General features: G+C 69.9%; 27 protein-coding genes and 1 pseudogene. 15 read left to right on the top strand and 13 right to left on the bottom strand.

Going from position 1 to position 24,299, the window contains the following annotated elements; translation table 11 throughout:
- Window positions 1–242: 242 nt before the first annotated feature.
- Together AB0C16_RS02730 and AB0C16_RS02725 are read left to right on the top strand one after the other, a co-directional pair.
- Window positions 243–791, top strand: a complete 549-nt coding sequence (locus AB0C16_RS02730) for a sigma-70 family RNA polymerase sigma factor (RefSeq protein ID WP_357678139.1) — start codon at window positions 243–245, stop codon at window positions 789–791.
- On the top strand, window positions 788–1,510 hold the full coding sequence (locus tag AB0C16_RS02725; RefSeq protein ID WP_357678137.1) for a zf-HC2 domain-containing protein: 723 nt from the start codon (window positions 788–790) through the stop codon (window positions 1,508–1,510). The genes AB0C16_RS02730 and AB0C16_RS02725 overlap by 4 nt, the downstream gene beginning before the upstream one ends.
- 66 nt (window positions 1,511–1,576) lie before the next feature.
- On the opposite strand, the gene AB0C16_RS02720 is transcribed toward AB0C16_RS02725, so the two are convergent.
- From AB0C16_RS02720 to AB0C16_RS02710, 3 genes are all read right to left on the bottom strand, one after another.
- Window positions 1,577–2,224 carry a DUF998 domain-containing protein gene (locus tag AB0C16_RS02720; RefSeq protein WP_357678135.1) on the bottom strand — a complete coding sequence of 216 codons (648 nt, stop codon included), beginning with the start codon at window positions 2,222–2,224 and terminating at the stop codon, window positions 1,577–1,579.
- Between the two features lie 57 nt (window positions 2,225–2,281).
- Window positions 2,282–2,695, bottom strand: coding sequence for a hypothetical protein (locus AB0C16_RS02715; RefSeq protein WP_357678133.1), 414 nt, complete (start codon window positions 2,693–2,695; stop codon window positions 2,282–2,284).
- A 298-nt stretch (window positions 2,696–2,993) separates the two neighbouring features.
- The gene (locus AB0C16_RS02710) at window positions 2,994–3,488 is read right to left on the bottom strand and encodes a helix-turn-helix domain-containing protein (protein ID WP_357678131.1); all 495 of its coding nucleotides are present in this window, start codon (window positions 3,486–3,488) and stop codon (window positions 2,994–2,996) included.
- A gap of 178 nt (window positions 3,489–3,666) precedes the next feature.
- Between AB0C16_RS02710 and AB0C16_RS02705 the strand changes: the two genes are divergently transcribed.
- Complete coding sequence (locus tag AB0C16_RS02705) at window positions 3,667–3,885, top strand: DUF3455 domain-containing protein (RefSeq protein ID WP_357678129.1); 219 nt, start codon at window positions 3,667–3,669, stop codon at window positions 3,883–3,885.
- Between the two features lie 69 nt (window positions 3,886–3,954).
- Here the strand turns inward: AB0C16_RS02705 and glyA are convergent, their stop codons facing one another.
- The 4 genes from glyA to AB0C16_RS02685 form a co-directional block, all read right to left on the bottom strand.
- Window positions 3,955–5,208 carry a serine hydroxymethyltransferase gene (glyA, locus tag AB0C16_RS02700; RefSeq protein WP_357678127.1) on the bottom strand — a complete coding sequence of 418 codons (1,254 nt, stop codon included), beginning with the start codon at window positions 5,206–5,208 and terminating at the stop codon, window positions 3,955–3,957.
- 186 nt (window positions 5,209–5,394) lie between these two features.
- Window positions 5,395–6,333: a YihY/virulence factor BrkB family protein gene (locus AB0C16_RS02695; RefSeq protein ID WP_357678125.1), complete on the bottom strand. Its 939-nt coding sequence runs from the start codon at window positions 6,331–6,333 to the stop codon at window positions 5,395–5,397.
- A 40-nt stretch (window positions 6,334–6,373) separates the two neighbouring features.
- Window positions 6,374–6,769, bottom strand: coding sequence for a YccF domain-containing protein (locus AB0C16_RS02690; protein ID WP_357678123.1), 396 nt, complete (start codon window positions 6,767–6,769; stop codon window positions 6,374–6,376).
- Between the two features lie 32 nt (window positions 6,770–6,801).
- Complete coding sequence (locus AB0C16_RS02685) at window positions 6,802–7,587, bottom strand: TIGR03084 family metal-binding protein (protein ID WP_357678233.1); 786 nt, start codon at window positions 7,585–7,587, stop codon at window positions 6,802–6,804.
- Between the two features lie 57 nt (window positions 7,588–7,644).
- Here AB0C16_RS02685 and AB0C16_RS02680 point away from each other — a divergent pair, with 57 nt between their 5' ends.
- The 10 genes and pseudogenes from AB0C16_RS02680 (at window position 7,645) to AB0C16_RS02635 (ending at window position 17,636) form a co-directional block, all read left to right on the top strand.
- Window positions 7,645–7,770: a hypothetical protein gene (locus AB0C16_RS02680; protein ID WP_357678121.1), complete on the top strand. Its 126-nt coding sequence runs from the start codon at window positions 7,645–7,647 to the stop codon at window positions 7,768–7,770.
- 61 nt (window positions 7,771–7,831) lie between these two features.
- Window positions 7,832–7,915 (top strand): putative leader peptide, encoded by an 84-nt coding sequence (locus AB0C16_RS02675; protein WP_354532976.1) that lies wholly within the window; start codon window positions 7,832–7,834, stop codon window positions 7,913–7,915.
- Between the two features lie 103 nt (window positions 7,916–8,018).
- Entirely contained in the window at window positions 8,019–9,692 is a 1,674-nt protein-coding gene (locus tag AB0C16_RS02670) for a nitrite/sulfite reductase (RefSeq protein WP_357678119.1), read from the top strand.
- Complete coding sequence (locus tag AB0C16_RS02665) at window positions 9,689–9,832, top strand: Insertion element protein (RefSeq protein WP_357678117.1); 144 nt, start codon at window positions 9,689–9,691, stop codon at window positions 9,830–9,832. Before AB0C16_RS02670 ends, AB0C16_RS02665 begins: the two co-directional genes overlap by 4 nt.
- On the top strand, window positions 9,829–10,557 hold the full coding sequence (locus AB0C16_RS02660) for a phosphoadenylyl-sulfate reductase (protein ID WP_357678115.1): 729 nt from the start codon (window positions 9,829–9,831) through the stop codon (window positions 10,555–10,557). The genes AB0C16_RS02665 and AB0C16_RS02660 overlap by 4 nt, the downstream gene beginning before the upstream one ends.
- Window positions 10,539–11,390 carry a sirohydrochlorin chelatase gene (locus AB0C16_RS02655; RefSeq protein ID WP_357678114.1) on the top strand — a complete coding sequence of 284 codons (852 nt, stop codon included), beginning with the start codon at window positions 10,539–10,541 and terminating at the stop codon, window positions 11,388–11,390. The genes AB0C16_RS02660 and AB0C16_RS02655 overlap by 19 nt, the downstream gene beginning before the upstream one ends.
- Window positions 11,391–11,591: 201 nt before the next feature.
- Window positions 11,592–14,839, top strand: a pseudogene (locus tag AB0C16_RS02650) (S8 family serine peptidase).
- A 191-nt stretch (window positions 14,840–15,030) separates the two neighbouring features.
- Window positions 15,031–15,639: an RNA polymerase sigma factor gene (locus AB0C16_RS02645; protein WP_357678112.1), complete on the top strand. Its 609-nt coding sequence runs from the start codon at window positions 15,031–15,033 to the stop codon at window positions 15,637–15,639.
- On the top strand, window positions 15,632–16,765 hold the full coding sequence (locus AB0C16_RS02640; protein ID WP_357678110.1) for a CU044_5270 family protein: 1,134 nt from the start codon (window positions 15,632–15,634) through the stop codon (window positions 16,763–16,765). The genes AB0C16_RS02645 and AB0C16_RS02640 overlap by 8 nt, the downstream gene beginning before the upstream one ends.
- 10 nt (window positions 16,766–16,775) lie before the next feature.
- Window positions 16,776–17,636 (top strand): hypothetical protein, encoded by an 861-nt coding sequence (locus AB0C16_RS02635; RefSeq protein WP_357678108.1) that lies wholly within the window; start codon window positions 16,776–16,778, stop codon window positions 17,634–17,636.
- Window positions 17,637–17,779: 143 nt separating this feature from the next.
- On the opposite strand, the gene AB0C16_RS02630 is transcribed toward AB0C16_RS02635, so the two are convergent.
- The 3 genes from AB0C16_RS02630 to AB0C16_RS02620 form a co-directional block, all read right to left on the bottom strand.
- Window positions 17,780–18,505: a hypothetical protein gene (locus tag AB0C16_RS02630; protein ID WP_357678106.1), complete on the bottom strand. Its 726-nt coding sequence runs from the start codon at window positions 18,503–18,505 to the stop codon at window positions 17,780–17,782.
- A gap of 1 nt (window position 18,506) precedes the next feature.
- Window positions 18,507–19,010: a SigE family RNA polymerase sigma factor gene (locus AB0C16_RS02625; RefSeq protein WP_357678102.1), complete on the bottom strand. Its 504-nt coding sequence runs from the start codon at window positions 19,008–19,010 to the stop codon at window positions 18,507–18,509.
- 234 nt (window positions 19,011–19,244) lie between these two features.
- Window positions 19,245–19,904 carry a DUF1707 domain-containing protein gene (locus AB0C16_RS02620; protein ID WP_357678100.1) on the bottom strand — a complete coding sequence of 220 codons (660 nt, stop codon included), beginning with the start codon at window positions 19,902–19,904 and terminating at the stop codon, window positions 19,245–19,247.
- Between the two features lie 146 nt (window positions 19,905–20,050).
- Between AB0C16_RS02620 and AB0C16_RS02615 the strand changes: the two genes are divergently transcribed.
- Window positions 20,051–21,400, top strand: coding sequence for an ankyrin repeat domain-containing protein (locus tag AB0C16_RS02615; protein WP_357678098.1), 1,350 nt, complete (start codon window positions 20,051–20,053; stop codon window positions 21,398–21,400).
- Window positions 21,401–21,431: 31 nt separating this feature from the next.
- Here the strand turns inward: AB0C16_RS02615 and AB0C16_RS02610 are convergent, their stop codons facing one another.
- The 3 genes from AB0C16_RS02610 to AB0C16_RS02600 form a co-directional block, all read right to left on the bottom strand.
- Window positions 21,432–21,767: a hypothetical protein gene (locus AB0C16_RS02610; RefSeq protein WP_357678096.1), complete on the bottom strand. Its 336-nt coding sequence runs from the start codon at window positions 21,765–21,767 to the stop codon at window positions 21,432–21,434.
- Between the two features lie 82 nt (window positions 21,768–21,849).
- Complete coding sequence (locus AB0C16_RS02605; protein ID WP_357678094.1) at window positions 21,850–23,025, bottom strand: ATP-dependent DNA ligase; 1,176 nt, start codon at window positions 23,023–23,025, stop codon at window positions 21,850–21,852.
- Window positions 23,018–23,743 (bottom strand): pyrimidine reductase family protein, encoded by a 726-nt coding sequence (locus AB0C16_RS02600; protein ID WP_357678093.1) that lies wholly within the window; start codon window positions 23,741–23,743, stop codon window positions 23,018–23,020. The genes AB0C16_RS02605 and AB0C16_RS02600 overlap by 8 nt, the downstream gene beginning before the upstream one ends.
- 146 nt (window positions 23,744–23,889) lie before the next feature.
- On the opposite strand from AB0C16_RS02600, the gene AB0C16_RS02595 reads away from it, so the two are divergent.
- The gene (locus AB0C16_RS02595; protein ID WP_357678091.1) at window positions 23,890–24,294 is read left to right on the top strand and encodes a hypothetical protein; all 405 of its coding nucleotides are present in this window, start codon (window positions 23,890–23,892) and stop codon (window positions 24,292–24,294) included.
- Window positions 24,295–24,299 lie beyond the last annotated feature (5 nt).

The raw sequence follows: 24,299 nt of genomic DNA, 5'->3' as shown, positions 1-24,299 counted from the left end.
GGCAGGCACCCGGAGGTTGACGGACGGCAGACGGAACAGAACTATCCGCATGGTCCTCACCTCCTCGATCTCGTCGGTGGCGACTCTACGCACCATGTCCCGAAGGTCGCAATCGCATTTATCTTCGCGATCCGTTGAACCCCGCCCGGAGCGCCGGCCGTACTCCCTGCCGACGCACTCGAGAAAGGGGAATCATGCGAGTCAGCACGTATCCCCCACCCTCGGCAGAGGGAGCCGCCCCCATGGGCAAGCCGCGTTTGAGCCACTGGATCAGGCGCGTACGGCCGGATGACGACCTGGTCGTCTCCGCGCTCTACCGGGAATACCACCGGCCGCTGCTGGCCTTCGTGGTGCGGCTCACGGCGGGCGACCGGCAGTGGGCCGAGGACGTCGTACAGGAGACCATGATCCGCGCCTGGCGGAGCGCGGAACGGCTCGATCCCGCGTCGGTGTCGCTGATGCCCTGGCTCGCCACCGTCGCCAGACGTATCGTGATCGATGACCGGCGGCGCAGGGACGCCCGCCCTCAGGAGTCGGGTGACGGGCCGCTGGAGAGCGTGCCCGTGCCCGACGAGATGGAGGGGCTTCTGCATCAGGTGGTCGTGGCGGACGCGCTCAGGGCGCTGTCACCGGCACACCGCGAGATCCTCAACGAGACGATCCTGCGGGACCGGTCGGTCAACGACGCCGCCGAGGCGCTCGGCATCCCGGTGGGCACCGTGAAGTCCCGGGTCTACTACGCGGTCCGCGCGTTGCGTGTCGCACTGCAGGAGAGAGGGGTGACGGCGTGAGCTCGAAGGTCGAACACACCGATGTGGGCGCCTACGCCCTCGGACTGCTCGACGGCGACGACCGCCGGGCCTTCGAAGCGCATCTCTCGGTCTGCCCGTCGTGCGTGGCCGAGCTGTCGGAGCTGTCCGGCGTGGCCGGCGCGCTGACCGGGATCGGCCCTCTCGAGGACGACCCCCCTCCTTCCCGGGACGGGGAGGCCGAGGTGATCGACCTCATGCGGCGTAAGCAGCGGGCCGACCGGCGCGACCGCAGGGGGACCGTCCTGATCGGCCTGGCCGCCGCGGTCACGCTGGTGGCGGGCGGCATGACGATCGGCACCCAGCTCGGCGGCGGCGCGACCGCTCCCCCGGTCGCGGCGGGCCACGGCGACCATCAAGGCCCGGCCGAGGAGTTCTACGCCGAGGGCATCCCGGTGCCGGGCGTCGGGGCCGGCGGGGTGACCGGCGGGCTGGTGCTGGAGTCGAAGGCGTGGGGCACCCATGCCGCGCTCAAGCTGGCAGGGGTGAAGGGGCCGCTGGAGTGCGAGCTGGTGTCGGTGTCGCTGTCGGGCGAGCGACACGTGATGACGGGGTGGTCGGTGCCCAAGGCCGGCTACGGGGTGCCGGGACAACCGGAGCCGCTCTACATGCACGGCGGAAGCTCGGTGCCGCTGAACCAGATCGACCGGTTCGAGGTCGTCACCACGGGCGGCAAGAAGCTGCTCACCGTCGACGTCTAGCCGCTCGCCGCTGCGGTCGCCGTCGCACCAGGCAGGTGCCGCGCGGCCCGGCGTTTGCCCGCCGCGTCATTCGAGGCCGGGCATCCCCGAAGGGAACTGTTCATCGGACAGACCCGACAAGGTGGTCGTGAGCGTGGCGAGTAGAGCGCTTCCGAGCACGAACGTCCAGAGGGTGAACGGATCGAGCGCAAGTCGTTCCAGGGCCCCGAACCAGTTGGCAGACGGTTGGAGCGCGAAGAGTGCGGTGCCCACGACGCCGATCGCTCCGATGATGATGGAGAACGCGCCGAGCCTGGGTCGTTGGTGGCGGAGGGCAAGCCCGAGGAGCAGCGGCGCGATCACACCGGGGACCTGAAACAAGGCCCCGACACTGTGCAGCTGCGGCGCGATGTCGGATGGCGCGATGCCGACCAGAACTCCGCCGACACCCGCGGTGATCACACAGAGCAGCGCCGTCGTCGTCAGCCGTCTACGCGGCCACACCCGCCAGGTCAGGACGGCCCCGGCCGCGGTCATGACCCCGACGACCAGGAACCCCATGTTCATCAGCAGATGCCGTGGCGAGCAGGCGAACACTTCGCGACCGGGGAAGGGGTTCGACATGCCGCAGGTCGTGATGCCGAGATCGCTGATGGTGTTGACCATGAGCGAGTAGGGCTGAGGCCACGCCAGCGCCACGACAAGCTGCACCGGGAAGTAGAGGATGGTCGCCATCCAGGCCACGGCGCCAAGCCGGATTCGGGTTCGGGTAGCCGGCATGTCGACCTGGTCCTATCGGGACTCTTGAGTCGATGGTTGCGAGATGCCCGCGGGCACCGTTCGGAGCAGGTAGACGCCAAGGATGACGATCCAGAGGTTGACGCCGATGATCGAGCCGGCGAAGACCAGCCAGTCCGGAACGATCTCGACGCGCAGCGCGAGCAAGAGTCCACCGGCTAGCGAGAAGACACCCAAGAGCAAACCTGACCAGCCCAGTGGCGCGCGGCCTGCAAGGACGAGTGACGATCCGGCCAGGATCGGCGTAATGCCGTAAAGGAGTGCGACCCATGTCAGAGCAGTTCCGATGAGGGCTTCCGGGGCGATCTCTGCAATGGCCTCGAACACGTCTTTCGTGCTGCCCGGCTCCGACCACAGCGCTGCCAGGGCTTCCATTCCGATCCCGTCCAAGGAGAACTGCACGGCCAAGACCGCAGCTCCTATCAGCGCGACACGGCCTGCCGCTCCGGCTAACCACTGGCTAGCCGGCGTCGATCTAGCTACTCGCCACCCGGTGAGTCCCAACGCCCAGAGGATTGCGCCAAGGATCGAGAGGATGTGGACGAAGGCGTACGCTGGGTGATCTGCCACGAACTGGAGGGCCGCGGCTCCAGAGCCTTCGGGCAGGTCTCCGTGGGTGGCGCCCCCGATCAGCCCGACGGCCCCACCGACGACGAGGAGGGTCGGTCCGATGCGCGTCATGTGATCCGTCGTCGCGCTCAAGGTGTCACCCCTCGCTGGAATTCGCTTTCGCTAGAAGACTCGCCAAGTGGCCGAGGACTTCTCGTGCCAACGGCGGATCGAGCCTTACCCCCTTTACCGTTGCGATGACCAACTCGACCCTTGTGGTGTCGCGGTCGAGAAGGTGTTCCAGACCGAGCCGCCATCCCGCTTCCACTCGATCGAGGATCGCCCGGATCCCCGGATCTCTTCGGGCTCTCAAGTCGATCTCTGCCAGAACCACGAAGAGATCGGGCTCGGTTTCGATCATCTCGGCCAGGATGCGTAGGTGATCTCGCAGACGGTCGCCGGGCGATGACCCCGCTGGGATCGTCGTATAGAGCGGCACCGTCGCCCGCTCGACCACGGCCACTATCATGTCCTGCTTCGTCGGGAAGTAGTGGTGAAGAGTCGAGTGGTCGATCCCGGCAGTGGCCGCAACCTCTCGAAGGCGCAGTCCCTCAAACCCGTGATGCGCGATGGATCGGAACGTGGCCTCCACCAAGGCGGTTCTGCGATCGATGGGGCCCTCTGGCGTGTCCATTGTCGATGTAACGTATCCACCAACCAGTTGGTTGTCAACCAAGTGGTTGGGGGAGCGCCCGCAAGGCATGGCGCCAGGCACGCGGCGCTGTCGCGCCAGGCGCGAAGCGAGTGCTGCACGGCAGCGACCGGCCGCGGTGCGCGGCGAGGTCGTCTCACGGACGCCGAACGGCGCCCGGAACATCCCCGAGCTCGTGCTGGTCGCCACCCCGTCGGGGGCGGGTGGCGGCCTGCTCTCCCACGCCACCCAGATCCTGCGGCTCAACACCGAGGGCGGCCTCGCCCCAGCCGGTTCCTGCAGGCCGGGCAGCAAGGCGCCGGCGCCCTACCGGGCCGACCACGTGTTCCTCGGCTGACCGCTGAGAGCGAGCGCCTGAGGAGAACGCCCCGCCGGCATGGCGGGGCGTTTCGCGGGTGCCGGATCGTCAGGACAGGCCGGGCGCCGGGAACTGGGAGGTGAGCTCGCTGACCTCGTGGTGCACCCGGGTGATGACGGACTCGGCGTCGCCCTTGGCCAGGGCGGTGACGACCTCGTCCATCCACGCGCCGATCTGCCGCATCTCCGCCTCGCCCATGCCGCGCGAGGTGACCGACGGGGTGCCGATGCGGATGCCCGACGGGTCGAACGGCTTGCGCGTGTCGAACGGGACCGTGTTGTAGTTGGTCTCCAGCCCGGCCCGGTCGAGCGCCTGGGCCGCGGGCTTGCCGCCGATGCCCTTGGGCGTGAGGTCGAGCAGGATCAGGTGGTTGTCGGTGCCGCCCGACACCAGGTCGAAGCCGCGGCTCGCGAGCTCCTCGGCCAGCGCCTTGGCGTTGGCGACCACCTGGTGGGCGTAGGCCTTGAAGTCGTCGGTGGCGGCCTCGTGCAGGGCGACCGCGATGGCGGCGGTGGTGTGGTTGTGCGGGCCGCCCTGCAGGCCGGGGAAGACGGCCTTGTTGAGGGCGGTGGCGTGCTCGTCGGTGGTGGCCATCAGCATAGCGCCGCGCGGGCCGCGCAGCGTCTTGTGGGTGGTGGTGGAGATCACGTCGGCGTGGCCCACCGGGGACGGGTGGGCGCCGCCCGCGACGAGGCCGGCGATGTGGGCGATGTCGGCCGCCAGCACGGCGCCCACCTCGCGGGCGATCGCGGCGAAGCCCTCGAAGTCGATCGTGCGCGGGATCGCGGTGCCGCCGCAGAAGATCAGCTTGGGCCGGTGCTCCAGCGCGAGGGTGCGGACCTCGTCGAGGTCGATGCGGCCGGTGTCCTTGCGCACGCCGTAGCGGACCGGGTTGAACCACTTGCCGGTGGCCGAGACCGACCAGCCGTGCGTGAGGTGGCCGCCGAACGGCAGGCCCATGCCCATCACGGTGTCGCCCGGCTGCAGGAAGGCCATGTAGATGGCGAGGTTGGCCGGGGAGCCGGAGTAGGGCTGGACGTTGGCGTGGTTGACGCCGAACAGCGCCTTGGCCCGCTCGTTGGCGAGGGTCTCGATCTGGTCGATGACCTGCTGGCCCTCGTAGTAGCGCTTGCCGGGGTAGCCCTCGGAGTATTTGTTGGTCAGGACGGTGCCGGTGGCCTCGAGGACCGCCTTCGACACGTAGTTTTCGGACGCGATCAGCTTGACGGTGTCGGCCTGGCGGCGCTCCTCCGCCTTGATGAGCTCGGCGATCTGCGGGTCGACGCTAGCGAGAGAACTCATGACTCCCCTGTCATCATTGACAACGGCGAAGACCCAGGCGCACGGCCTCCGCTCCCTCCGCTCCCTGGTGGTCGATCCCACCCAATGCGCCAGTCGCGTCCTTCTAGACGATAGCGGATGGGGTGGGGGGCGAACTCCGGGCGATGAGCACGTCAGGCGGGCCGCGCCCGGCTCCGGCGGCTCCGGTCAGGCCTCGGCGGTGCGGCCCAGGCCCGGCCACAGCCGGTCCACCTCGGAGTTGAGGATGGCCCCGATGAGCACGGCCAGCGCGGTGATGTAGAGCCAGAGCAGCAACGCTATGGGGGCCGCCAGCGAGCCGTAGACGGAGACCGGGGAGAACCACGCGGCCAGCACGGCCCGCAGCATGGCCGCGCAGACGATCCACAGGAACAGGGCCAGGATCGCGCCGGGCAGCTCGCGATACCACTTGGTGCGCACCGGCACGCTCAAGTGGTAGAGGACGGTCAGGAAGAGCACCGATCCGATGATCACCACCGGCCAGTAGAGCACGTCGATGAGCACGCCGTACTCGCCGGGCAGCACGCCCTTGAGCAGCGTCGGCCCGATGACCAGGATCGGCATGACGATGATGCCGATGAGCAGCCCCACCACGTAGAGGCCGAACGACATCAGCCTGGTCCGGACGATGCCGCGTTCCTCTCCGAGGCCGTAGGCGACGGAGATCAGGTCCACGAACACGTAGAGCGCCCGCGACCCCGACCAGAGCGACAGCAGGAAGCCCAGCGAGATGATGGAGACCTTGCTGGCGTCGTCGCGAAGCACGTCGTTGATGAGCGGGTTGACGACGGAGTCGATCGTCTCCTCGGTGAACAGCACGCCCGCCTGGTCGATCACCCAGGTCTTGATCGTGTCGACCTGGGCCTTGCCCAGCCAGGTGCCGAGCTTGCCCAGCACGCCGATCAGGCCGAGGACGAACGGCGGCAGCGACAGCAGGGCGAAGAACGCCGCCTCCCCCGCGAGGCCGGTCACCCGGTAGGCGACTCCGGCGTTGGTGGCCGCCCGGACGACCGACCACGACTTGGAGTCTCGCACCCAGCTCAGCCTGGCACGCGCGTTGGCGGTGAACCGCCTCTTCGGCCGAGCAGGCGCTTCGGTGGAGGTCATGGCACCCAGACGTGATTTCGCAGTGACTCTACGGAACAGCTTACGTCGCTCGTACGCTGCCCCGGTCGGCGTCGACGATGCGCGCGCCCAGTGGGAGCAGCGAAACCGGGATGAGCTTCAGGTTCGCGATGCCCATGGGGATGCCTATGACGGAGATGAACAACGGGATCGACGTCACCACGTGCCCGATGGCCAGCCAGATCCCGGCGACGACGCACCAGATGATGTTGCCGATCAACGAGAACACCCCGGCCTCGGGGTCGCGTTCGACGGTCCGGCCGAACGGCCACAGCGCGTAGGCGGCGATCCTGAAAGAGGCGATGCCGAACGGGATCGTGATGATCAGCACGCAGCAGATGACCCCGGCGACGGCGTATCCGATGGCGAGCCAGATCCCCGCGAAGACCAGCCAGATGACGTTCAGAATTGTCCGCATGGTTCAAGCATGTCACCGCACTCGCGCAAGGGTCATCCGGACTGTCCCTGATCTGTCCCCGACCTCGGCGCGCGGCCCTTTCCGGGGGGTCCGGCGAAGGCCTGGGCGATCTCCATCCAGGCGCGGGCCGTCGCGCCGGTGATCTCGAGCGCGGTGTCCGACAGGTGCACACGCTGCGTGACGAGCAGGCAGAAGTCGAGCATCGGGCCGCGCACCACGTCCGTCGCGTCCACCGGGCCGGCCGTCCACGGCTCGCCGCCCGGCGTCGTCAGCTCCACCCGCACGGGGTCCCGCGGCGCCGCCAGGCCCCGCACGGCGAAGCCGTACGGCATGGCCCTGAACCCGATCGTCGCGACGTGCCGCAGCCTGGCCGTGGGCTCCCTGGTGACGCCGAGCGCGTCGGCCACGTCCTGGCCGTGGGCCCAGGTCTCCATGAGCCGGGCGGTGACGAATGACGCGGCCGACATGTCGGGCCCGTACCAGGGCACCCGGTCCTTGGGGGCGAGCCCGGCGAACGCCTCGGCGCTGCGGGCGCGGGCCGTGCGGAACCAGGCGTGCAGCTCGGCGGCCGGGAGCCCGCGCGAGAGCGCCGCGAGGTCGTCCACGGAGGTGAGCTCCGCGATCGAGGCGCGGAACGCGGCGGGATCGGTCACCGCGGCGTGCGCCGCGTCGTCGAACCAGGCCAGGTGGCTGATCTGGTCGCGCACCGCCCATCCCTCGGCCGGCGTGGGCAGCTCCCAGTCGCCGGGCCGCAGCGGGCGCAGCAGCAGCTCCAGCGACTCGGTCTCGGCGCGCAGATCGGCGAGCAGCTCGGGCATCAGGTTCACGTCCGACACCCTAACCCGAACATCGTTCTACGAGGAATAATGTGAACCGTGATCTGTGACAGCTGCAAGGAGAAGCGCCACGAGGACTGCCGTGGCGGCTCCTGGTGCGACTGCCAGCACCAGAGCCGTGAGGAGAGCCACGAGTCGGAGTTCGGCTGGCTGCGTCAGGGATGATCGAGTCCAGACTCTGGACCCCATCTTGGACATCCCGGACCGTCAGAGTATCTTCGTGTACATGCCAGCGGACCCCATGCTCGTCGGTCGACGCCACGTCGACCTTCTGCGTGTCCGCAGTGCCATCTGTTGCGACGCCCGCTGACCACTCCTGTTTTCACGCTGAGCGCGTCGCAATTCCTCAACCCCTGCACTCGATGACGAGGCAGGAGGACAGCTGCGCGCGCCCATGATCTGAAGGACGCGCAATGAGCACTCCCGCCAGCCGGCATCACAAGCGACCGCGCGGCGAAGGCCAGTGGGCTCTCGGTTACCGTGAGCCTCTCAACAAGAACGAAGAGAGCAAGAAGAACGACGACGGGCTCAACGTCCGCCAGCGCATCATCGACATCTACGCCAAGGGCGGCTTCGACTCCATCGACCCGGCCGACCTGCGCGGGCGCATGCGGTGGTACGGCCTCTACACCCAGCGCAGGCCCGGCATCGACGGCGGCAAGACGGCGATCCTGGAGCCGGAGGAGCTCGACGACCGCTACTTCATGCTCCGCATCAGGATCGACGGCGGCCAGCTCGACCTGCGCCAGCTGCGGGTGATCGCCGACATCTCCAACGAGTACGGCAGGGGCACGGCCGACATCACCGACCGGCAGAACGTGCAGCTGCACTGGGTGGAGATCGAGTCGGTCCCCGACATCTGGGAGCGGCTCGAGGCCGTCGGGCTGTCCACCACCGAGGCGTGTGGCGACACCCCGAGGGTGATCCTGGGCTGCCCGCTGGCCGGCATCGACACCGACGAGGTGCTCGACGCGACCGAGCAGATCCGCGTGGTGCACGAGCGGTTCATCGGCGACCCGGCCTACTCCAACCTGCCGCGCAAGTTCAAGACCGCGATCAGCGGCTGCCCGGCCCACTGCACGGTGCACGAGATCAACGACGTGGCGTTCGTCGGGGTCGAGGGCCCGGACGGTGAGAAGGGGTTCGACCTCTGGGTGGGCGGCGGGCTGTCCACCAACCCGATGTTCGCCAAGCGGCTCGGCGTGTTCGTCCGGCCGGAGCAGGTGGGCGACGTCTACGGCGGTGTGATCGGGATCTTCCGCGACTACGGCTACCGGCGGCTGCGGCACCGGGCGCGGATCAAGTTCCTGGTCAACGACTGGGGCGTGGAGAAGTTCCGGGACGTCCTGGAGACCGAATACCTCAAGGAGCCGCTGCCGGACGGGCCCGCGCCGGAGCAGCCCCGCGGCTCGCGCCGCGACCACGTGGGCGTCCACCCGCAGAAGGACGGCAACTTCTACGTCGGCTTCGCGCCCAGGGTGGGCCGCCTCGACGGCGACCGGCTGCACGCGATCGCCGACATCGCCGAACGGCACGGCTCCGGCCGCGTCCGCACCACGGTCGAGCAGAAGATGGTCATCCTCGACGTCGCGCCCGACCGGGTCGACTCGCTGGTCGCCGAGCTGGAGGCCCGCGACCTGCAGGTCAACCCGTCCACGTTCCGCCGCCAGACCATGGCCTGCACCGGCATCGAATACTGCAAGCTGGCCATCGTCGAGACCAAGGCCAGTGCCTCCAACCTGATCGACGAGCTGGAGAGGCGGCTGCCCGGCTTCGCCGAGCCGCTCACCATCAACGTCAACGGCTGCCCCAACTCCTGCGCCCGCATCCAGGTCGCCGACATCGGGCTCAAGGGCCAGCTCGTGGTCGACGAGAACGGCGAGCAGGTCGAGGGCTACCAGATCCACCTGGGCGGCTCGCTCGGCGTCAACCCCGGCTTCGGCCGCAAGGTGCGCGGCCTGAAGACGACCGCCACCGCCCTGCCCGACTACGTGGAGCGTGTCGTGACCCACTACGACACCCAGAAGAAGGAAGGCGAGTCCTTCGCCGACTGGGTGCAGCGCGCCGACGAGGCGGATCTCCGATGAGCGCGCGGGCCGTTCCGTTCCACTGCCCCTACTGCGGCGACGAGGACCTGGAGCCGTACGAGGGCGACGGCGGCTGGTACTGCAGGGCCTGCTCCCGCGCCTTCAAACTGAAGTTCCTCGGAATCGGAGTGACGATATGACGCTGGTGGACATCGAAGTCGGTTTAAGAGAGCAGCGTGGCACGCTCGACCTGCAGGACATCGTCGACTCCGCCGCGATCTTTCTTGAGGAAGCCTCTCCCCGCGAGATCATCCGGTGGGCGGCGGCGACGTTCGGCGACCGGCTCTGCCTGACCTCCTCCATGAGCGACGCCCTGCTGATCGACCTGGTCAGCCGGGTCAAGCCGGGCGTGGACGTGCTGTTCATCGACACCGGCTACCACTTCGCCGAGACCGTCGGCACGCGTGACGCGGTCCGCCAGGTCTACGACGTCAACGTGATCGACGTGAAGCCGTCGCGGACGGTCGAGGAGCAGGACCGCGAGCTCGGTCCCCGGCTGTTCGGCCGCAACCCCGACCTGTGCTGCTACCTGCGCAAGGTGGAGCCGCTCAACCGGGCGCTGGAGCCCTACCTGGCGTGGATCTCCGGCATCCGCCGCGACGAGTCGCCCACCCGCGCCGAGACCAAGGTCGTCGAGTGGGACGCCAAGCGGCAGATGGTCAAGGTCAACCCGATCGCGCGGTGGACCCAGGACGACGTCGACAACTACATGGCCGACAACGGGGTGCTGGTCAACCCGTTGCACTACGACAACTATCCCTCGATCGGCTGCGCCCCCTGCACCAGGCAGGTCGCGGACGGCGAGGACCCGCGCAGCGGCCGCTGGGCGGGGCTGGGGAAGGTCGAATGCGGCATTCACCTGTGAACCCCGGCGTGTGGCCCGCCCCGTTGGCAGGCGGGGCGGGCCGTGACGTGCCCCTGGTGGCGGTGGCGCACGGGTCCCGCGACCCGCGTGCCGCCGCCACCGTGGAGGCGCTCCTCGACTCCGTGCGACGGGCGCGGCCCGGGCTGCCGGTCCGGACCGCCTACCTGGACCACGCCACCCCGTCGCTCGCGCAGGCCCTGCACGGGCTCACCGAGGCCGTGGTGCTGCCGCTGCTGCTCACCGAGGCCTACCACTCGCGGGTGGACCTGCCCGCCGCCCTCAACGAGGCGCGGGCCCGCGACCCGCGGCTCAGCGTGCGCCACGGGTCCACGCTGGGGCCGCATCCGCTCCTGTTGCCGGCGCTGGAGCGGCGGCTGGCCGAGGCCGGAGTGCGGCCCGCCGACCCCGGCACCGCCGTCGTGCTGGTCTCCGCCGGTTCGAGCGACGCCCGCGCCAACGCGGTGGTCGCCCGGATGGCCCGGCAGTGGGGCCGCGGCGGCCGCCTGCGCCCCACCGGCCGTCCCTCCGGCGCGCGCTCCGCTCCGGTTCGGGGCGCGGGCTGGTGGGCCGCGACGGCGGCCTACGCCTCTGCGGCGTCGCCCACCCCCGAGGAGGCGGTCGCCGAGCTGCGGCGGGCCGGCGCGCCCCGCGTGGCCGTGGCGCCCTACCTGCTGGCGCCCGGCCACTTCGCCGACAAGGTACGCCGCGACACCCTGGCGGCGGGGGCCGACGTCGTCGCCGACGTGCTGGGCCCGGCGCCCGAGCTGACCGAGATCCTGCTGGAGCGCTACGTCACGGCCACCCGGGTCCGGGCGGGGGCCGCCGCGTCCTGACCGCCGGCGCTCGGAGCGTGTCCGGAGGTGCGACCAGTGCTGCGCGCCTCCCGCCGCACCTCCGTGCGGACGCAGCTGAGCAGGAGGCTGCGAGCCCCCAGGCTCTGTAGCCCATCGGGAGCTTGGATCGATCGCCCCTGAAGGAAATGGGCGGCTTCGGTGGATAACCGTCAGAGTTGTCTCATCGAAGTATGGGTGAACATGAAACGCGAAATCTTATCCCTCATGTCCGCGTCGTTCCTGGTGATGAGTGCGTCCTCAGGTATGGCGAACGCAGCCAATACGTCCCCTCTCGCCGCCGTCGAGGAACACCGTAGGACGCCCTTCATCCCCGCGTCGACCGGCAGGGCCGGCACGGTCACGCTGATCACCGGAGACAGGGTCACGGTGGACGGGCGCGGTCGCGGCGTCATGCTCCAGCGGGGCGAGGGCCGGGAAAAGGTCTCATTCGTCGTCGACCGGTCGGAGGGCCGGCTGCACGTCGTCCCCAGCGATGCCGCGGCGGCCTTGAACGCCGGCACGTTGGATCGCGACCTCTTCGATGTGACCGGGCTGATCGCCGCTGGATACGACAAGAAGGCGGGCGAACTCCCGCTCGTCGTGACCTATCGAGACGGGGATGCGGCGAAGGGCCTCCGGTCAGCGATGGCGAGCGCCGCGACCGTGGTTCGGGACCTGCCCGCGGTCAATGGCCTGGCCGTACGAGCCGGCAGTGAGAAGCGCGCCGCTTTCTGGCGGGAACTCTCGGCGCTGATCCGAAGCACCCGGTCCCCGCAGGTGTGGCTGGATCGGTTGAACAAGCCGTTGCTCACGAACAGCGTCAAACAGGTCGGTGCCCCCACCGCCTGGGAGCGTGGACACACCGGCGACGGGGTGAAGGTCGCCGTCCTGGACTCTGGGATCGACACGACCCATCCCGACCTGGAGGGCAAGGTGGGCGTTCAGGCGAACTTCACCGAGACCTCGGACGGACGTGATGTGAGCGGCCACGGCACGCACGTGGCGGCTACGATCGCCGGCGACGGCCAGCCAGAGGCGTCGCGCCCGGGGCCGTCCTCTTGGACGGCAAGGTGTGCGACGGCTACGGATGCCTGACATCGTCGATTCTGGCGGGAATGCAGTGGGCTGTGGATCACGGCGCCAAGGTGATCAACCTCAGCCTCGGCTCTCCAGACAGGGAAGGACCGGACCTCCTGGAGCAGGCGGTTCAGGACATCAGCGATCGCCATGGCGTACTGGTTGTGGCCGCCGCCGGCAACATTGGCGGCGATCGCGCTCTGAGCTCGCCGGCCACCGCCGACGCCGCACTCGCCGTGGGGGCGGTGAACCGATCAGACGACATGGCACCGTTCTCCAGCCGGGGCCCGCGGGTGGGCGACTCCGCGCTGAAGCCTGAAATCACCGCGCCGGGCACGGATATCGTCGCCGCGCGCAGCAAGGATTCCGGTGGCGACGGCTCGTATGTATCGATGTCGGGCACCTCGATGGCGGCCCCTCATGTCGCCGGAGCGGCCGCGATTCTCGCCGGTCAGCACCCTGACTGGGATGGCCGGATGCTCAAGGCGGCGTTGATGGCCGCTGCCAGACCGAACCCGGATGCGACGGTGTTCACCCAAGGGGCGGGACGGCTGGACGTGGCCAGAGCCTCCACGCAGTCGCTGACCAGTGATCCGGCCGCCGTCAGCTTCGGCCTGCAACCGTGGCCGCATGGTGACCGGCCGGTGGAGCGGCGGATCACCTATCGCAACGACGGAGCCACACCCATGACGCTCGCACTCGCCATCGAGCATGATGCTCACGCGGTGTTCAGGGTGACCCCCTCCTCTCTCGTGGTGCCGCCTGGTGGCGTGGCGCACGCGGTCGTCACGGCGGACGTTTCCACGTTGGCCACGGACAAACCGGCGGGCGGCTACCTGTCCGCCGACGGCGACAACGTGAGCATCAGCACGCCGCTCGGCATAGAGAAGGAGAGCGAGAAGTACCCCCTGACGATCGGGTACGTGGATCGGAGGGGACAGCCGGGCACGGGCAGTACTCAACTGCGGAGGCTCGACGATCCCGCCCAGCGGACACGCGCGATCGTCCTCGACCAAGCGGGCAGCGAGGTCACCGTCCGGTTGGCGAAGGGAGTCTGGGAGGTCAGGACCTATGTGCGCGAAGGCGAGCACACCGCCTACTTGGTCCACCCCGCGCTCGAGGTGAAGGGGGCAGGAACCGTGATCATGGACGCGCGGACCGCCAGGCCCATCAAGGTGGTCGTCCCAGCCTCGGCCAACCCGCAGTGGGTATCGGTGAATTACGGTGGACCACTTACTCAGCACGACAGCGCCGGCGGGGAGCTGATCGCCGAGCGACCGGATCAGATCTCGACAGGACAGGTGGGTTCCAACCTCTTCCCCGGCGAAACAGTGACCAGAATCGATGGGCAGTGGCAGGGAACCGACGGCGTGTACCGCCTGGCCTGGTCACACCGGGGAGGCATGGTCACCGGATTCCAGCGGAACGTTCAACAGCGGCAGCTGGCGACCATCCGCGCCGACTATGCCGCGCATGTCCCAGGAGCACGCGGCATCTGGGTCAGCGATGCGCAGTTGCCGGACCTCCGCCTCGACTCCTTTCCCATGAGCACTCCGGTGTCCCTCCCCTCGACTCATAAGCTCCACGTCAACTCTGATGGCGACATGGGGTGGCGGAAACTCTTCTTCGAGATCATTCCCGGCGGAAAGGCACAGGTCTCCTTCGAAAGTCATGAATCCCGATACGAGCCAGGGCGCCACTACGTCGAACACTGGAACCGGGGCGTGTTCGCCCCCATCCTTTCGCAGGACGAGCGCGACGAGACGGCGAGCGCCTGGCGCGAAGGCAACACGATCACAACAGTAGGCGCTCCCTTGAGCGACAGCGCCGGTCGGATAGGTAGCACGACATACGCCTCAGCGCGCACCACGCTCTTCAGAGACGGTGCCCTCCTCGGCGAGACGGCATCGGCCGACGCTTCGTTCGACGTCCCGGAGGGCGAAGGCTCGTATCGGCTGGTCCTGGAATCAGAGCATCGTCAACCTGCGGCGCTGTCCTCCCGGACCTCGACCGCTTGGACGTTCCGTTCCGCCGGCGTCGACGGAACGGCGAGGCGACTGCCTCTGTCCATCGTCCGCTTCAAGCCCCCTCTTGACTCCGGCAACGCGGCGCCGAGCGGCCGGCCTTACCAGATCCCGGTCAGCGTCGAACGCCTTGCGGGCTCGGATGCGGGCAGGCCGCGCTCCCTCGAACTGCACGTCTCCTTCGACGACGGAGCGAACTGGACACGCGCGAAGGCAGCCGGAGGGCTTATGAGAGTCAGTCATCCCGCCACGGACGGATTCGTGTCGCTGCGCGCCAAAGCGACGGATACGCGCGGGAACACCGTCGAGCAGACCATCATCCGCGCCTACCGGACGCTCGCTCGATGACCCCTCCTGTCGCATGCACGGCGATGCCTCTCTCCGGTCAGTGAGGTGCTCCCGGGACGGCCTCACGGAGGCCGTCCCGGGAGCGAGCCCGCACGACCGCCCGCTTCGGCTTGTCACGTGCCGCCATCCCGTGAAGGGATACGGCGCGAGCGGCGGAGTAAGGCATGTGAACGACAGAAAGGACACTCCGCATGGCCGCTCCACCAACGGTGGGCGATCCCCCGACGCGGGCCGGCGATGACGCTATGGTCATCACCACCTCCGTGCGAGAGCCGGAGCGGTTCGCGATCCTCTACGACCGGTACTTCGAGGAGATCTACTCCTACCTCTCTGTACGGCTTGGGCCGGAGGCCGCCGAGGACCTGGCGGCGGAGACATTCCTCACCGCTTTCCGCAAGCGGCACACCTTCGCCCCAGAGCGAGGCGCCGTACGGCCCTGGCTGTACGGCATCGCGACCAACCTCGTCGCAGGCCGGCGACGCACGCTGGCCCGCATGCTGGCGGCCTTCCGCCGGGCGCCTTCCGCCAGGGAGATCGAGGAGGGGATGGAGGACAGGGTCACCGCCCGCCTGGACGCGGGCCGTGCTCGAGGACCGCTGGGGATGGCGCTGGCCGGTCTGTCCAAGGGCGACAGAGACGTGCTGCTGCTCGTCGCGCTGGCAGGCCTGACTTACGACGAGGTGGCCAAGTCGCTGTGCATTCCATACGGAACGGTCTCCTCCCGGCTCAACCGGGCGCGCAGGAAGGTGCGGGCCGCCCTCGAGAATGTCGACCCCATGAACGGAGACTCAGATGGATGACCTGTCCGCGGTACGGCAGCAGTGCGCCGTACCAGGGCCCTCGGCGGAGACGGTCGCCCGCGGTCGGGCTCGGCTATGGGCGCTGGTCGAGGAGGAGCGCGCCTCGACCGCTCCCAGTAGTAGTCAGGTGGACGGCCGGCGTGCCCAGCCGCGCTCGGCCGGTCGGTCGGCGCAGGGCAAGTGGTGGCCGGCGTTCGGGCTGGGGCTGACTGGGGCGGTGGCGGCCATCACTCTGCTGCTGCCCCAGGCCGCTCAGCCACCCACTCCGCCATCCACGCGGCCGAACCCTCAGCAGATCCTGCTCGCCGCCGCCACCTCGGTCGCCAAGCAGCCGGCCGACGGCGACTGGTGGGGCATCAAGCTGATCAAGGGCCTGAGGATAAGCGAGCCGCGCGGCCGGTACGAACTACAGGTCACCGCGGCCGAGGAGACCTGGATCCAGGTCGCCGAGCAGGACGACTCCCACTGGACCGTACGGCGCTATCACGGTGCCCGGCCCGCCACACCCCAGGACGAGCAGGCATGGCAGGCCGACGGTTCGCCCACAACCTGGAGCTACCAGGATGGCGGTGCGGGCCGTGCGCCATTGCTCGGCGCGGATCCCGAGCGGCTGGCGGCGGCGCCAGGTACGGCCCGCTCGGACGAGTCGGCCGACGTGAACTGGCGCCTGATGCTCGCCGGCAAGCCGCTCACGAGAATGGATGACCTGCCGGAGGACCCCGAGCGGCTCCGTGCTCTGCTGGAGCCGCCCGCCGGTGACACCACCGATCTGCTGAACAACCTTGCCACTCTGATCGTCCACGTACCTGTCAGCCCGAAGGTGCGGGCCGCCGCCTACCAGCTGATGGCTTCGCTCCCCGCTGTCACCGCACAAGGCCAGGTCACCGACCAGCTCGGGCGTACCGGACAGGCGGTTGTGTACCCACGCCCGGATCACCAACGCTCCGGCCGGGAGGTGCGGACGCGACTGATCGTGGACCCCACGACCGGTGCCCCCCTGGCGCTGGAGACGCTCACCCCGGACAGCCTCGAGATCGTCGAGTTCACCGCGGTCGAGTCGACCGTCTGGACCGACCGGAAACCGGACCTGCCCAACCCCCACCCTCTCGATGAGAAGACCCAGTGAGGAACCCGAGATGCGCAAGCCTATGATGATCGCCATTGCCACGCTCGCCCTGACGGCGACGGCGGTGCCCTCCTTCGCCACCACGGACGCCTACGCGCCCGGCTCCGCCGCCGTGACGGCGGAGTCCCAGTACTGGTACGTCAAGACAGTTCAGCTCCGGACGCACGAGCGGCAGGTGGGCGGCAAGGAGAAGTACTGGGTCGTGCAGCAAGAGGCGAACGAGGAGTGGACGGACCGCGAAGGCCGGAGTTGGCGTGCGCACCGGTCGCTCGGTGTCCGACCGAAGAGCGCTGCCGACATGGCGGCATGGAAGCGCGATGGATCACCGCAGCAGTGGAGCTACCGGACCGAGGGCATGCTGGTGAAGCTGTCGGCGACGCCCGGCAAGGCCGTCGTTCGGCCGGTCAAGAACACGGGCTGGTGGCTCGGCGAGCGAAAGCTTTCCTTCCAGGACATCCAGACACTGCCGGCTACCTCGAAGGAGCTGGAAAAGTGGCTGGCGAAAGCGTCCGCCGAAGGAGACGATCCCGTACGACCGGAGAACTTCGATGTCTGGGTGAAGGGCGCCTACACGAGCCTCCTCTACAAGCTGCCCGCGCCCAAACCCGTACGCGCCGCTGCGTACAAGGCGTTGTCCGGCAAGCCGGGAGTCAAGAGCACCAGTCAGGGCCGTGACCTGGTGAGGCTCACATACACAGAGAAGGACGCGAAGAGCCAGGCGACGTTCGGCGTCGACGTGGACACGGCGGCCATGACGGTGAAGCGCACCACGCTCGCCACCATCCACAACGGCCAGCCGCTGCAGGGCAAGTCGTGGACCATGGAACACTCGGCGAGGTGGACCGGCACTCTCCCATCGGCCGCTTCCTGATCGACTCGTGGGCGCAGTTCTGAAGCGCTCCGACTTCGGTGGAGGCTTTGGTGTCCCGGGGACGCGCGGGCCCCCCGGGTCCGGGCGGGCGCCGCCGCGTCGTGACCCCGGCGCGGGGTCACGACGGGGGCCACGACGCGGGGTCAGTCGAGCGGGCAGATCCAGTGCGGGGCCTGGCCCGAGCCAGGATCGACGACGACCTCCTTCTGCTCGCAGCCGGCCGAGAGGGTCTGCACCACCTGGATCGACCAGTCGGCGGGGTACGGTTCCGTCCGGGCGACCACCCCGCCGGCCCACTCTTCGGCCGCCATGTCGTTCCCCGCCGAGGCGGCCGGGATGACGACCGAGACGACCTCGTTCTCGCCGTCACGGGTGGGGAACGCGCCCGCCAGTAGCGCGGACGGCTCCGGGCCCGACGTGCAGCGGCCGTTCGCCACGAGGTCGCCGTTGAGCCAGACCAGGGCGTAGTCGTCCGGCCCGCAGGTGACCCTGAACCCGATCCGGTCGACTCCCGTCCAGAAGGTGAGGCGTTCGCGCGTGCCTCCCCGTTCGTAGGTCCCGGTCACCACGGTGTCGAGGCCGCCGATGACCACGGTCGGGGTGGGCCGCGCCAGGACGCCGGTCCAGACGTCCTGGGGTGACGATCCCGCCTGCCCTACCTGTCCCTGCTGCCCCGGTTGCCCCGGTTGCAGGCCGACCGCGGTCACGACCGCCAGGGCCATGACCACCGCCGAGCCCGCCGCCCGGCCTCGGTGACGGCGGATCCGGCGGACCCGGCCGTCGACGTCGGCGACGGTCACGCCCCTGTGGGGACCGTCCTGGCTGTCCCGTTCGAGCAACTCGCGCAGGTCCTGTTCGGTGACGCCCACCTCAGCCTCCGATCTCTATGGCGGCCCTGGCCGCGGGGTCGAGCCGCAGCTTGGCCAGCGCCCGGCTGGCCTGGCTGCGGACGGTCGGCACCGAACAGCCGAGGATCCCGGCGATCACCGGGTCCGGCAGGTCCTCGAAGTAGCGCAGCACGATCACGGCCCGCTGCTTGGCGGGGAGTGCGACCAGGACGGCCCTGAGGGCGTCACGGGCGCCGATCTCGGAGCCGGTGTCCCCGCCACCGGCCGCCCGGTCGGGAACGTCCTCCGTGGGCACCTCGTCCCGCCAGCGACGCCGCCACCAGGAGGCGTGCGTGTTGGTCAGGATGCGGTAGACGTAGGGGTCGGGGTTGGCGCCCACCCGCCGCCAGGCCAGCCAGGCCTTGGCCAGCGCGGTCTGCACCAGGTCCTCGGCCGTCGCCCAGTCGCGGCAGAGCAGGTAGGCCGTCCGGAGCAGGCGGGCCGAGCGTTGCTCGACGTAGCTCTCGAAGTCGGCACGGTCCCGCATCGGGGGGTCCTCACTGTTCGGTGTCGGTCACCGATCACTACGCCCCAGGAGCCTCCATACGTTGCACCGTGCGGTCCACCATGTGGTGCATCCTGTGGTGCTCCGTGCGGTCGACCGTGCGCCGCGCCCTGCGGTCCATCTTGTGGCACCGTGCGCTCGACCGTGCGCCGCGCCCTGCGGTCCATCCTGTGGCACCGTGCGGTCGACCGTGTGCCGCGCCGTGTGGTGCGGGCGTCAGCCGCGTTCGAGTCGCCGGCGGCCGTCGCGCCAGTCGTCGCCGTGGAGCCGGCGCCAGTGGTCGCGCCAGCCGGCCAGGCCGCGCTTGAGCGGCTGGGCCCGCGAGTCGCCGATCACCTTGATGTCGCCCATCACCGCGTAGGCGTGCACCCTGACGACCGGGACGTTCATGCCCGGCGCCGCTTCGAGCACGTCGACCCGCTTGTCGCCCATGATGGCCATCCCGTCGAGGTCGACGCTGATCCCATCGGGCACGATGATCTTCACGTCGCCCATGACCGAGACGGCCGTGATCTCGACCAGGTCGGTGCGGACCTCCGCCTCGCGCAGGTCGAGCAGCACGTCGCCCATCACGGCGACGGCGCCGAGCTCCTGGTCGATCCGCCAGCTGCCGCGCCGCTTGGTGTCACCCATGATGCCGACGAACCACCGCCGCTTCCTGCCCTCGCGTGGCCGGATCGGCGCGGGCGCCGCCCCGGCGGGCAGGTCCTGGGTGAGCACGGCCAGTTGGGCGTGAGTGGTCGCGGTATAGGCCGCCTCGGTGCGGTCGGTCAGCTCGGCGAGGGTGAGACGGCCGTCCACGGAGGCCACGCGGAGCTGCTCGACCACGGCTTCACGTTCGGCGTCGGAGGCGCGAACGTCACCAGCGTCAGTCATAGTCGCAACATATCGCGTTTCCGGTTGACACGGCTCCCCTCATAGGATGAATAGCCATAATCCGTACAATTCATCTGTCCTTTCGGCACGGCTGACACGCCCCTCCCTGGCCCGGCCGGCGGCCGGATCACGTTAGGGTCCCAGTCATGCATGAGGAACAGCTCTACCGGGCAGCGTTGAACGGCGAGTCGCAGACCGTGAGCGAGCTCATCGCCGCCGGCACCGACCCCAACCAGCCCAGCGAGGGCGAGGATGAGGGGCTGCCGCTGTGCGCCGCCGCCGCCTGGGACCGAGCCGAGGTCGCGACCACGCTGCTGGCCGCCGGAGCCGATGTGAACGCCCGCGAGAACGGCGGCTGGACCGCGCTGCTCTGGGCCGCGGCCAACGGCCACGCCGACGCCGCCAAGGTGCTGATCGAGGCGGGAGCGGGGATCGACGACACCAACGACGACGGTGACACGCCCTTGACGCTCGCCGCCCGGAGAGGCGCGCTGGGCGTGGTGCGGCTGCTGCTGGAGCACGGCGCCGACGCGGAGAAGTACGACGGCGACGGCGACAGCGCGCTCGACATCGCGGTCGACTGGGTGGGCGTGCATCTGGAGACGGCGCTGCTCGACCAGATCGCGCAGGAAGGCTGGGAATACGTCGTCGGCCGGCAGTTCGCCAAGGACGGCACCGAGCTGGTCACGGTCGCGGGCCGCTCCGCCGACGGCTCCGAGTCCGAGCAGGTCCAGGCGCAGCGCGGGCACGCGGCCATCGCCACCCTGCTCGAGGACGTCGCGGGCACCCACACCCCCTTCGAGCAGTTGGTGGCGCGGGCGCTGGCACACCGCGACACCGACGAGGACGCCGAGACCTGGTGGATCGTGGCCGACACGCTGGGCAGGCGGGCCGACGACGAGACCTACGAGGCGCTGGCCAGGCTCTGTGTCAGCGAGGACGCCAGGGAGCGCGAGTTCGGAGTCGACACGATCGCCCAGTTCGGGGTGACCGAGGACGAGCGGCCCTACCTCGACCGGACGCTGCCGCTGCTGCAGAAGATGGCCACCACCGAAGGCAACCCGCAGGTGCTCCGCTCGGTGCTGGCCGCGCTCGGCCACCAGGGCGACCCCCGGGCGCTGCCGCAGGTCCTCGACATCATCGAGCGGCCCGGCCACCGGCGCACGATGACCGACGCCATCGCCCTGGCCGACGTGCTGCCGCCGGACCACGCCGAGGGTCTGGCCCTGCTGATCTCCATGACCGAGGACACCGACGAGGAGGTCCGTGACTGGGCCACGTCCGGTCTGGCCTCGCTGGCCGCCGACACGCCGGAGATCCGCCAGGCCCTGGTCGCCCGTCTGGACGACGCCGACCTGCGCACGGTCGCCGAGGCCACGCGCGGGCTGGCGGAGCGGGGAGACTCCCGGGCCGCCCAGGGGGTCAAGCGGGTGCTGGCCGACAGCGACGACGACTACGCCCGCGAGCTGGTGACGGAGGCTTCCGCCAAGCTCTGACCGGCCTCGGCGGGGGCGGCCAGGCCCTTGCTCAGTCGCGGCCGGTGACGCTGAAGACCACGTTGACCAGGACGATCCCGAACCAGATGACCGGGATCACCCACAGGTCGGCCGAGGTGATGGCCAGGGCGACGGTGGCGAGCGTGCCGAGGCTCAGCGAGACGATCGCCAGGGCCAGCCGCTGGCCCTGGCTCACCGTGCTCCGGCCGGTCGCCTTCTTGCCGGTGACGGCGAGGCGCTCGTCCACTCGCCGATCGACCTCCTTGCCCATCTTGTCGAGGAAGGACTCGACGATCGCGTCCTCGAAGTCGGGGCCGAGGTCGCGGCGCGCGGACACGGCGGCTCGTAACTCATCACCTGTGCTCATAAGACGAGATATAGCGCGATAACCGACTCTGCGCAAAGCCGCGTCCGGGCCGGGACACCGGACGCGCCGGCGGCGAGCGGGCTCAGCGGGCCAGGATGTCGTCGAGGTTGTACGAGATCGGCCGCTCCAGCTGTTCGTACGTGCACGACTCGGGGGTGCGGTCGGGCCGCCAGCGCCGCCACTGAGCGGTGTGGCGGAACCGGTCGCCCTCCATCTGGTCGTAGGCCACCTCGATCACCAGCTCCGGCCGGAGCGGGACGAACGAGAGGTCCTTCTTGGCGTTCCACCGCGAGATCGCGCCGGGCACCCGCTGGCCACCGGTCGCGGGACCGGCCGCGGGCTGGCCGAGGTTGGCCGCCGCCTGCTCGGCCCAGTGGCCCCACGGATGCTCGCCCAGGCCGGCGACGTAGGGCTTGAGCTCCTCCACCAGCTCGGCCCGGCGCGCCATCGGGAACGAGGCCGCCACGCCCACGTGGTGCAGCCTGCCGTCGGCGCCGTAGAGGCCGAGCAGGATCGAGCCCACGATCGGCCCGGTCTTGTGCTCGCGGTAGCCGGCGATGACCACGTCGGCGGTGCGCTCGTGCTTGACCTTGAACATCGTCCGCTTGTCGGGGGCGTAGGGCTGGTCGCCGGGCTTGACGATGATGCCGTCGAGCCCCGCGCCCTCGAACATCTCGAACCACTCGGCCGCCTGCTCGTCGTTCTTGGTCACCGGGGTCAGCCGCACGGAGACGCCGGCCCCGCCGAAGATGCCCTCAAGGCGCGCGCGACGCTCGGCGAACGGGGCCTCCATCAGCGACTCGGAGCCGAGCGCCAGCAGGTCGAAGGCGACGAACGAGGCCGGCGTGCGCTCCGACAGCATCGAGACCCGCGAGGCCGCCGGGTGGATGCGCTGCTGCAGCGCCTCGAAGTCGAGGTGCGAGCCACGCGGCAGCACGATCTCGCCGTCGACCACCACCCGGTCGGGCAGCTCGGCCCTGACCGCCTCGACCAGCTCGGGGAAGTAGCGGGTGAACGGCCGCTCCTTGCGGCTGCCCAGGTAGACCTCGTCGCCGTCGCGGAACACGATGCAGCGGAAGCCGTCCCACTTCGGCTCGTAGAACAGCGTGCCGTCCTGCCGGGGCATCGCCTTGACCGGCTTGGCCAGCATCGGCGGCACGGGCGGCCGCACCGGCAGGTTGGGCACCGGCTCCGGCTCGGCGACGGCCCCGCCGACCGCCTCGGCGACGGCCTCGCTGACGGCCTCGGGCTCAGTCATGACTCAACTCCCTGGTGTAGCGGCAGAAGAGGACGCCTTCCTCCTCCAGCACCTGGCCGAGCTCCAGCCTGACCTGTGCCGTCTCTCCGTTGACGATGCGCGCCGCGTCGCCTCCCACCAGCAGCGGGCTGATCGACAGGCAGAGCTCGTCGAGCAGCCCGGCCGCGGCCAGCTGGGCGTTGACCCGGGGCCCGCCCTCGCACAGCACCTTGGTCAGGCCGCGTTCGTGCAGCTCGGCCACGGCGCGGGCCAGGTCGACCCGGACGTCGCCCGCCACGATCACGTCGGCCACCTCCGCGGCCTGCCTGCGGCGCTGGAGCGGCGCGGCCTCGCAGGTGATGACGATCGTGCGGACGGCGGCCTCGGTGAACAGCGGGCTGCCGAGGTCGAGGTCGAGGCCGCGGGTGAGCACCGCGATGGGCGGGGCGGGTGTCCGGCCGGCGCGCAGCGCCTGCCACGACTCGCGGGGCTTGGCGGGGCCGTAGCCCTCGGTGCGCACGGTGGCGGCGCCGGCGAGGACCACGTCGGCCAGCCCGCGCAGCACCCCGAAGACGCGCCGGTCGCCCCGGCTCGACAGGCCGCCCGACAGCCCCTTCAGCCACGCGGCCCCGTCGGCGCTGGCGACCATGTTGGCGCGCAGCCACGGCCGGCCTGCCGGGTAGGCGTAGGCCTGCGCGATGTCGGGATCATCCTGCATGTCCGGGTAGATGCGACGCACTCCTCTACCTTGGCACACGCCTCCGACAGACTGCCTGCGCAGGTGCCTTTGACCGAAGAGATAGCGCTTTGGTGTATCGGATGGCATACGTGGCGTGATGTACATAACGTGTCCGGCAGGCGTTCGGGGACTCCGGGGAGGTCAGGATGGGTCTGATCACCGCTGCGACGTGGGCGTTCACCGCGCTGATGGGGATCTACCCGCTCTACCTCTGGCTGGCGGGCGGCGGGCTGCGGCGGCAGGCCGCCAAGGTCACGCGCTTCCCGGTGACGCTGCTCGTCTCACATCCCGCTCTGGCGCTGTCGGCGCTGGCCTGCTGGGTGGGCTACCTGCTGACCGGCGACCGGGTCCTGGCCTGGGTCGCGTTCGGGGTGCTGGCGCTGGCCGCGCTGCTGGGGTTCGTGATGTTCACCCGGTGGCTCGGGGCGGGCCGGCACGCCCGGGGCGCCCAGCGGCGCTTCCCCCTCCTCGCCGTCGGGCTGCACGGCCTGGCCGGGGTGGCCACGTTCGTCCTGGTCCTGCTCACCGTGAGCGTGATGCGCGGGACATGAGCGGC

It is taken from the genome of Nonomuraea sp. NPDC048916, assembly GCF_040649575.1.
Classification (GTDB): domain Bacteria; phylum Actinomycetota; class Actinomycetes; order Streptosporangiales; family Streptosporangiaceae; genus Nonomuraea.
Note: the sequence above shows the minus strand (reverse complement) of the source record. Positions and strands in the feature narration are given on the sequence as shown.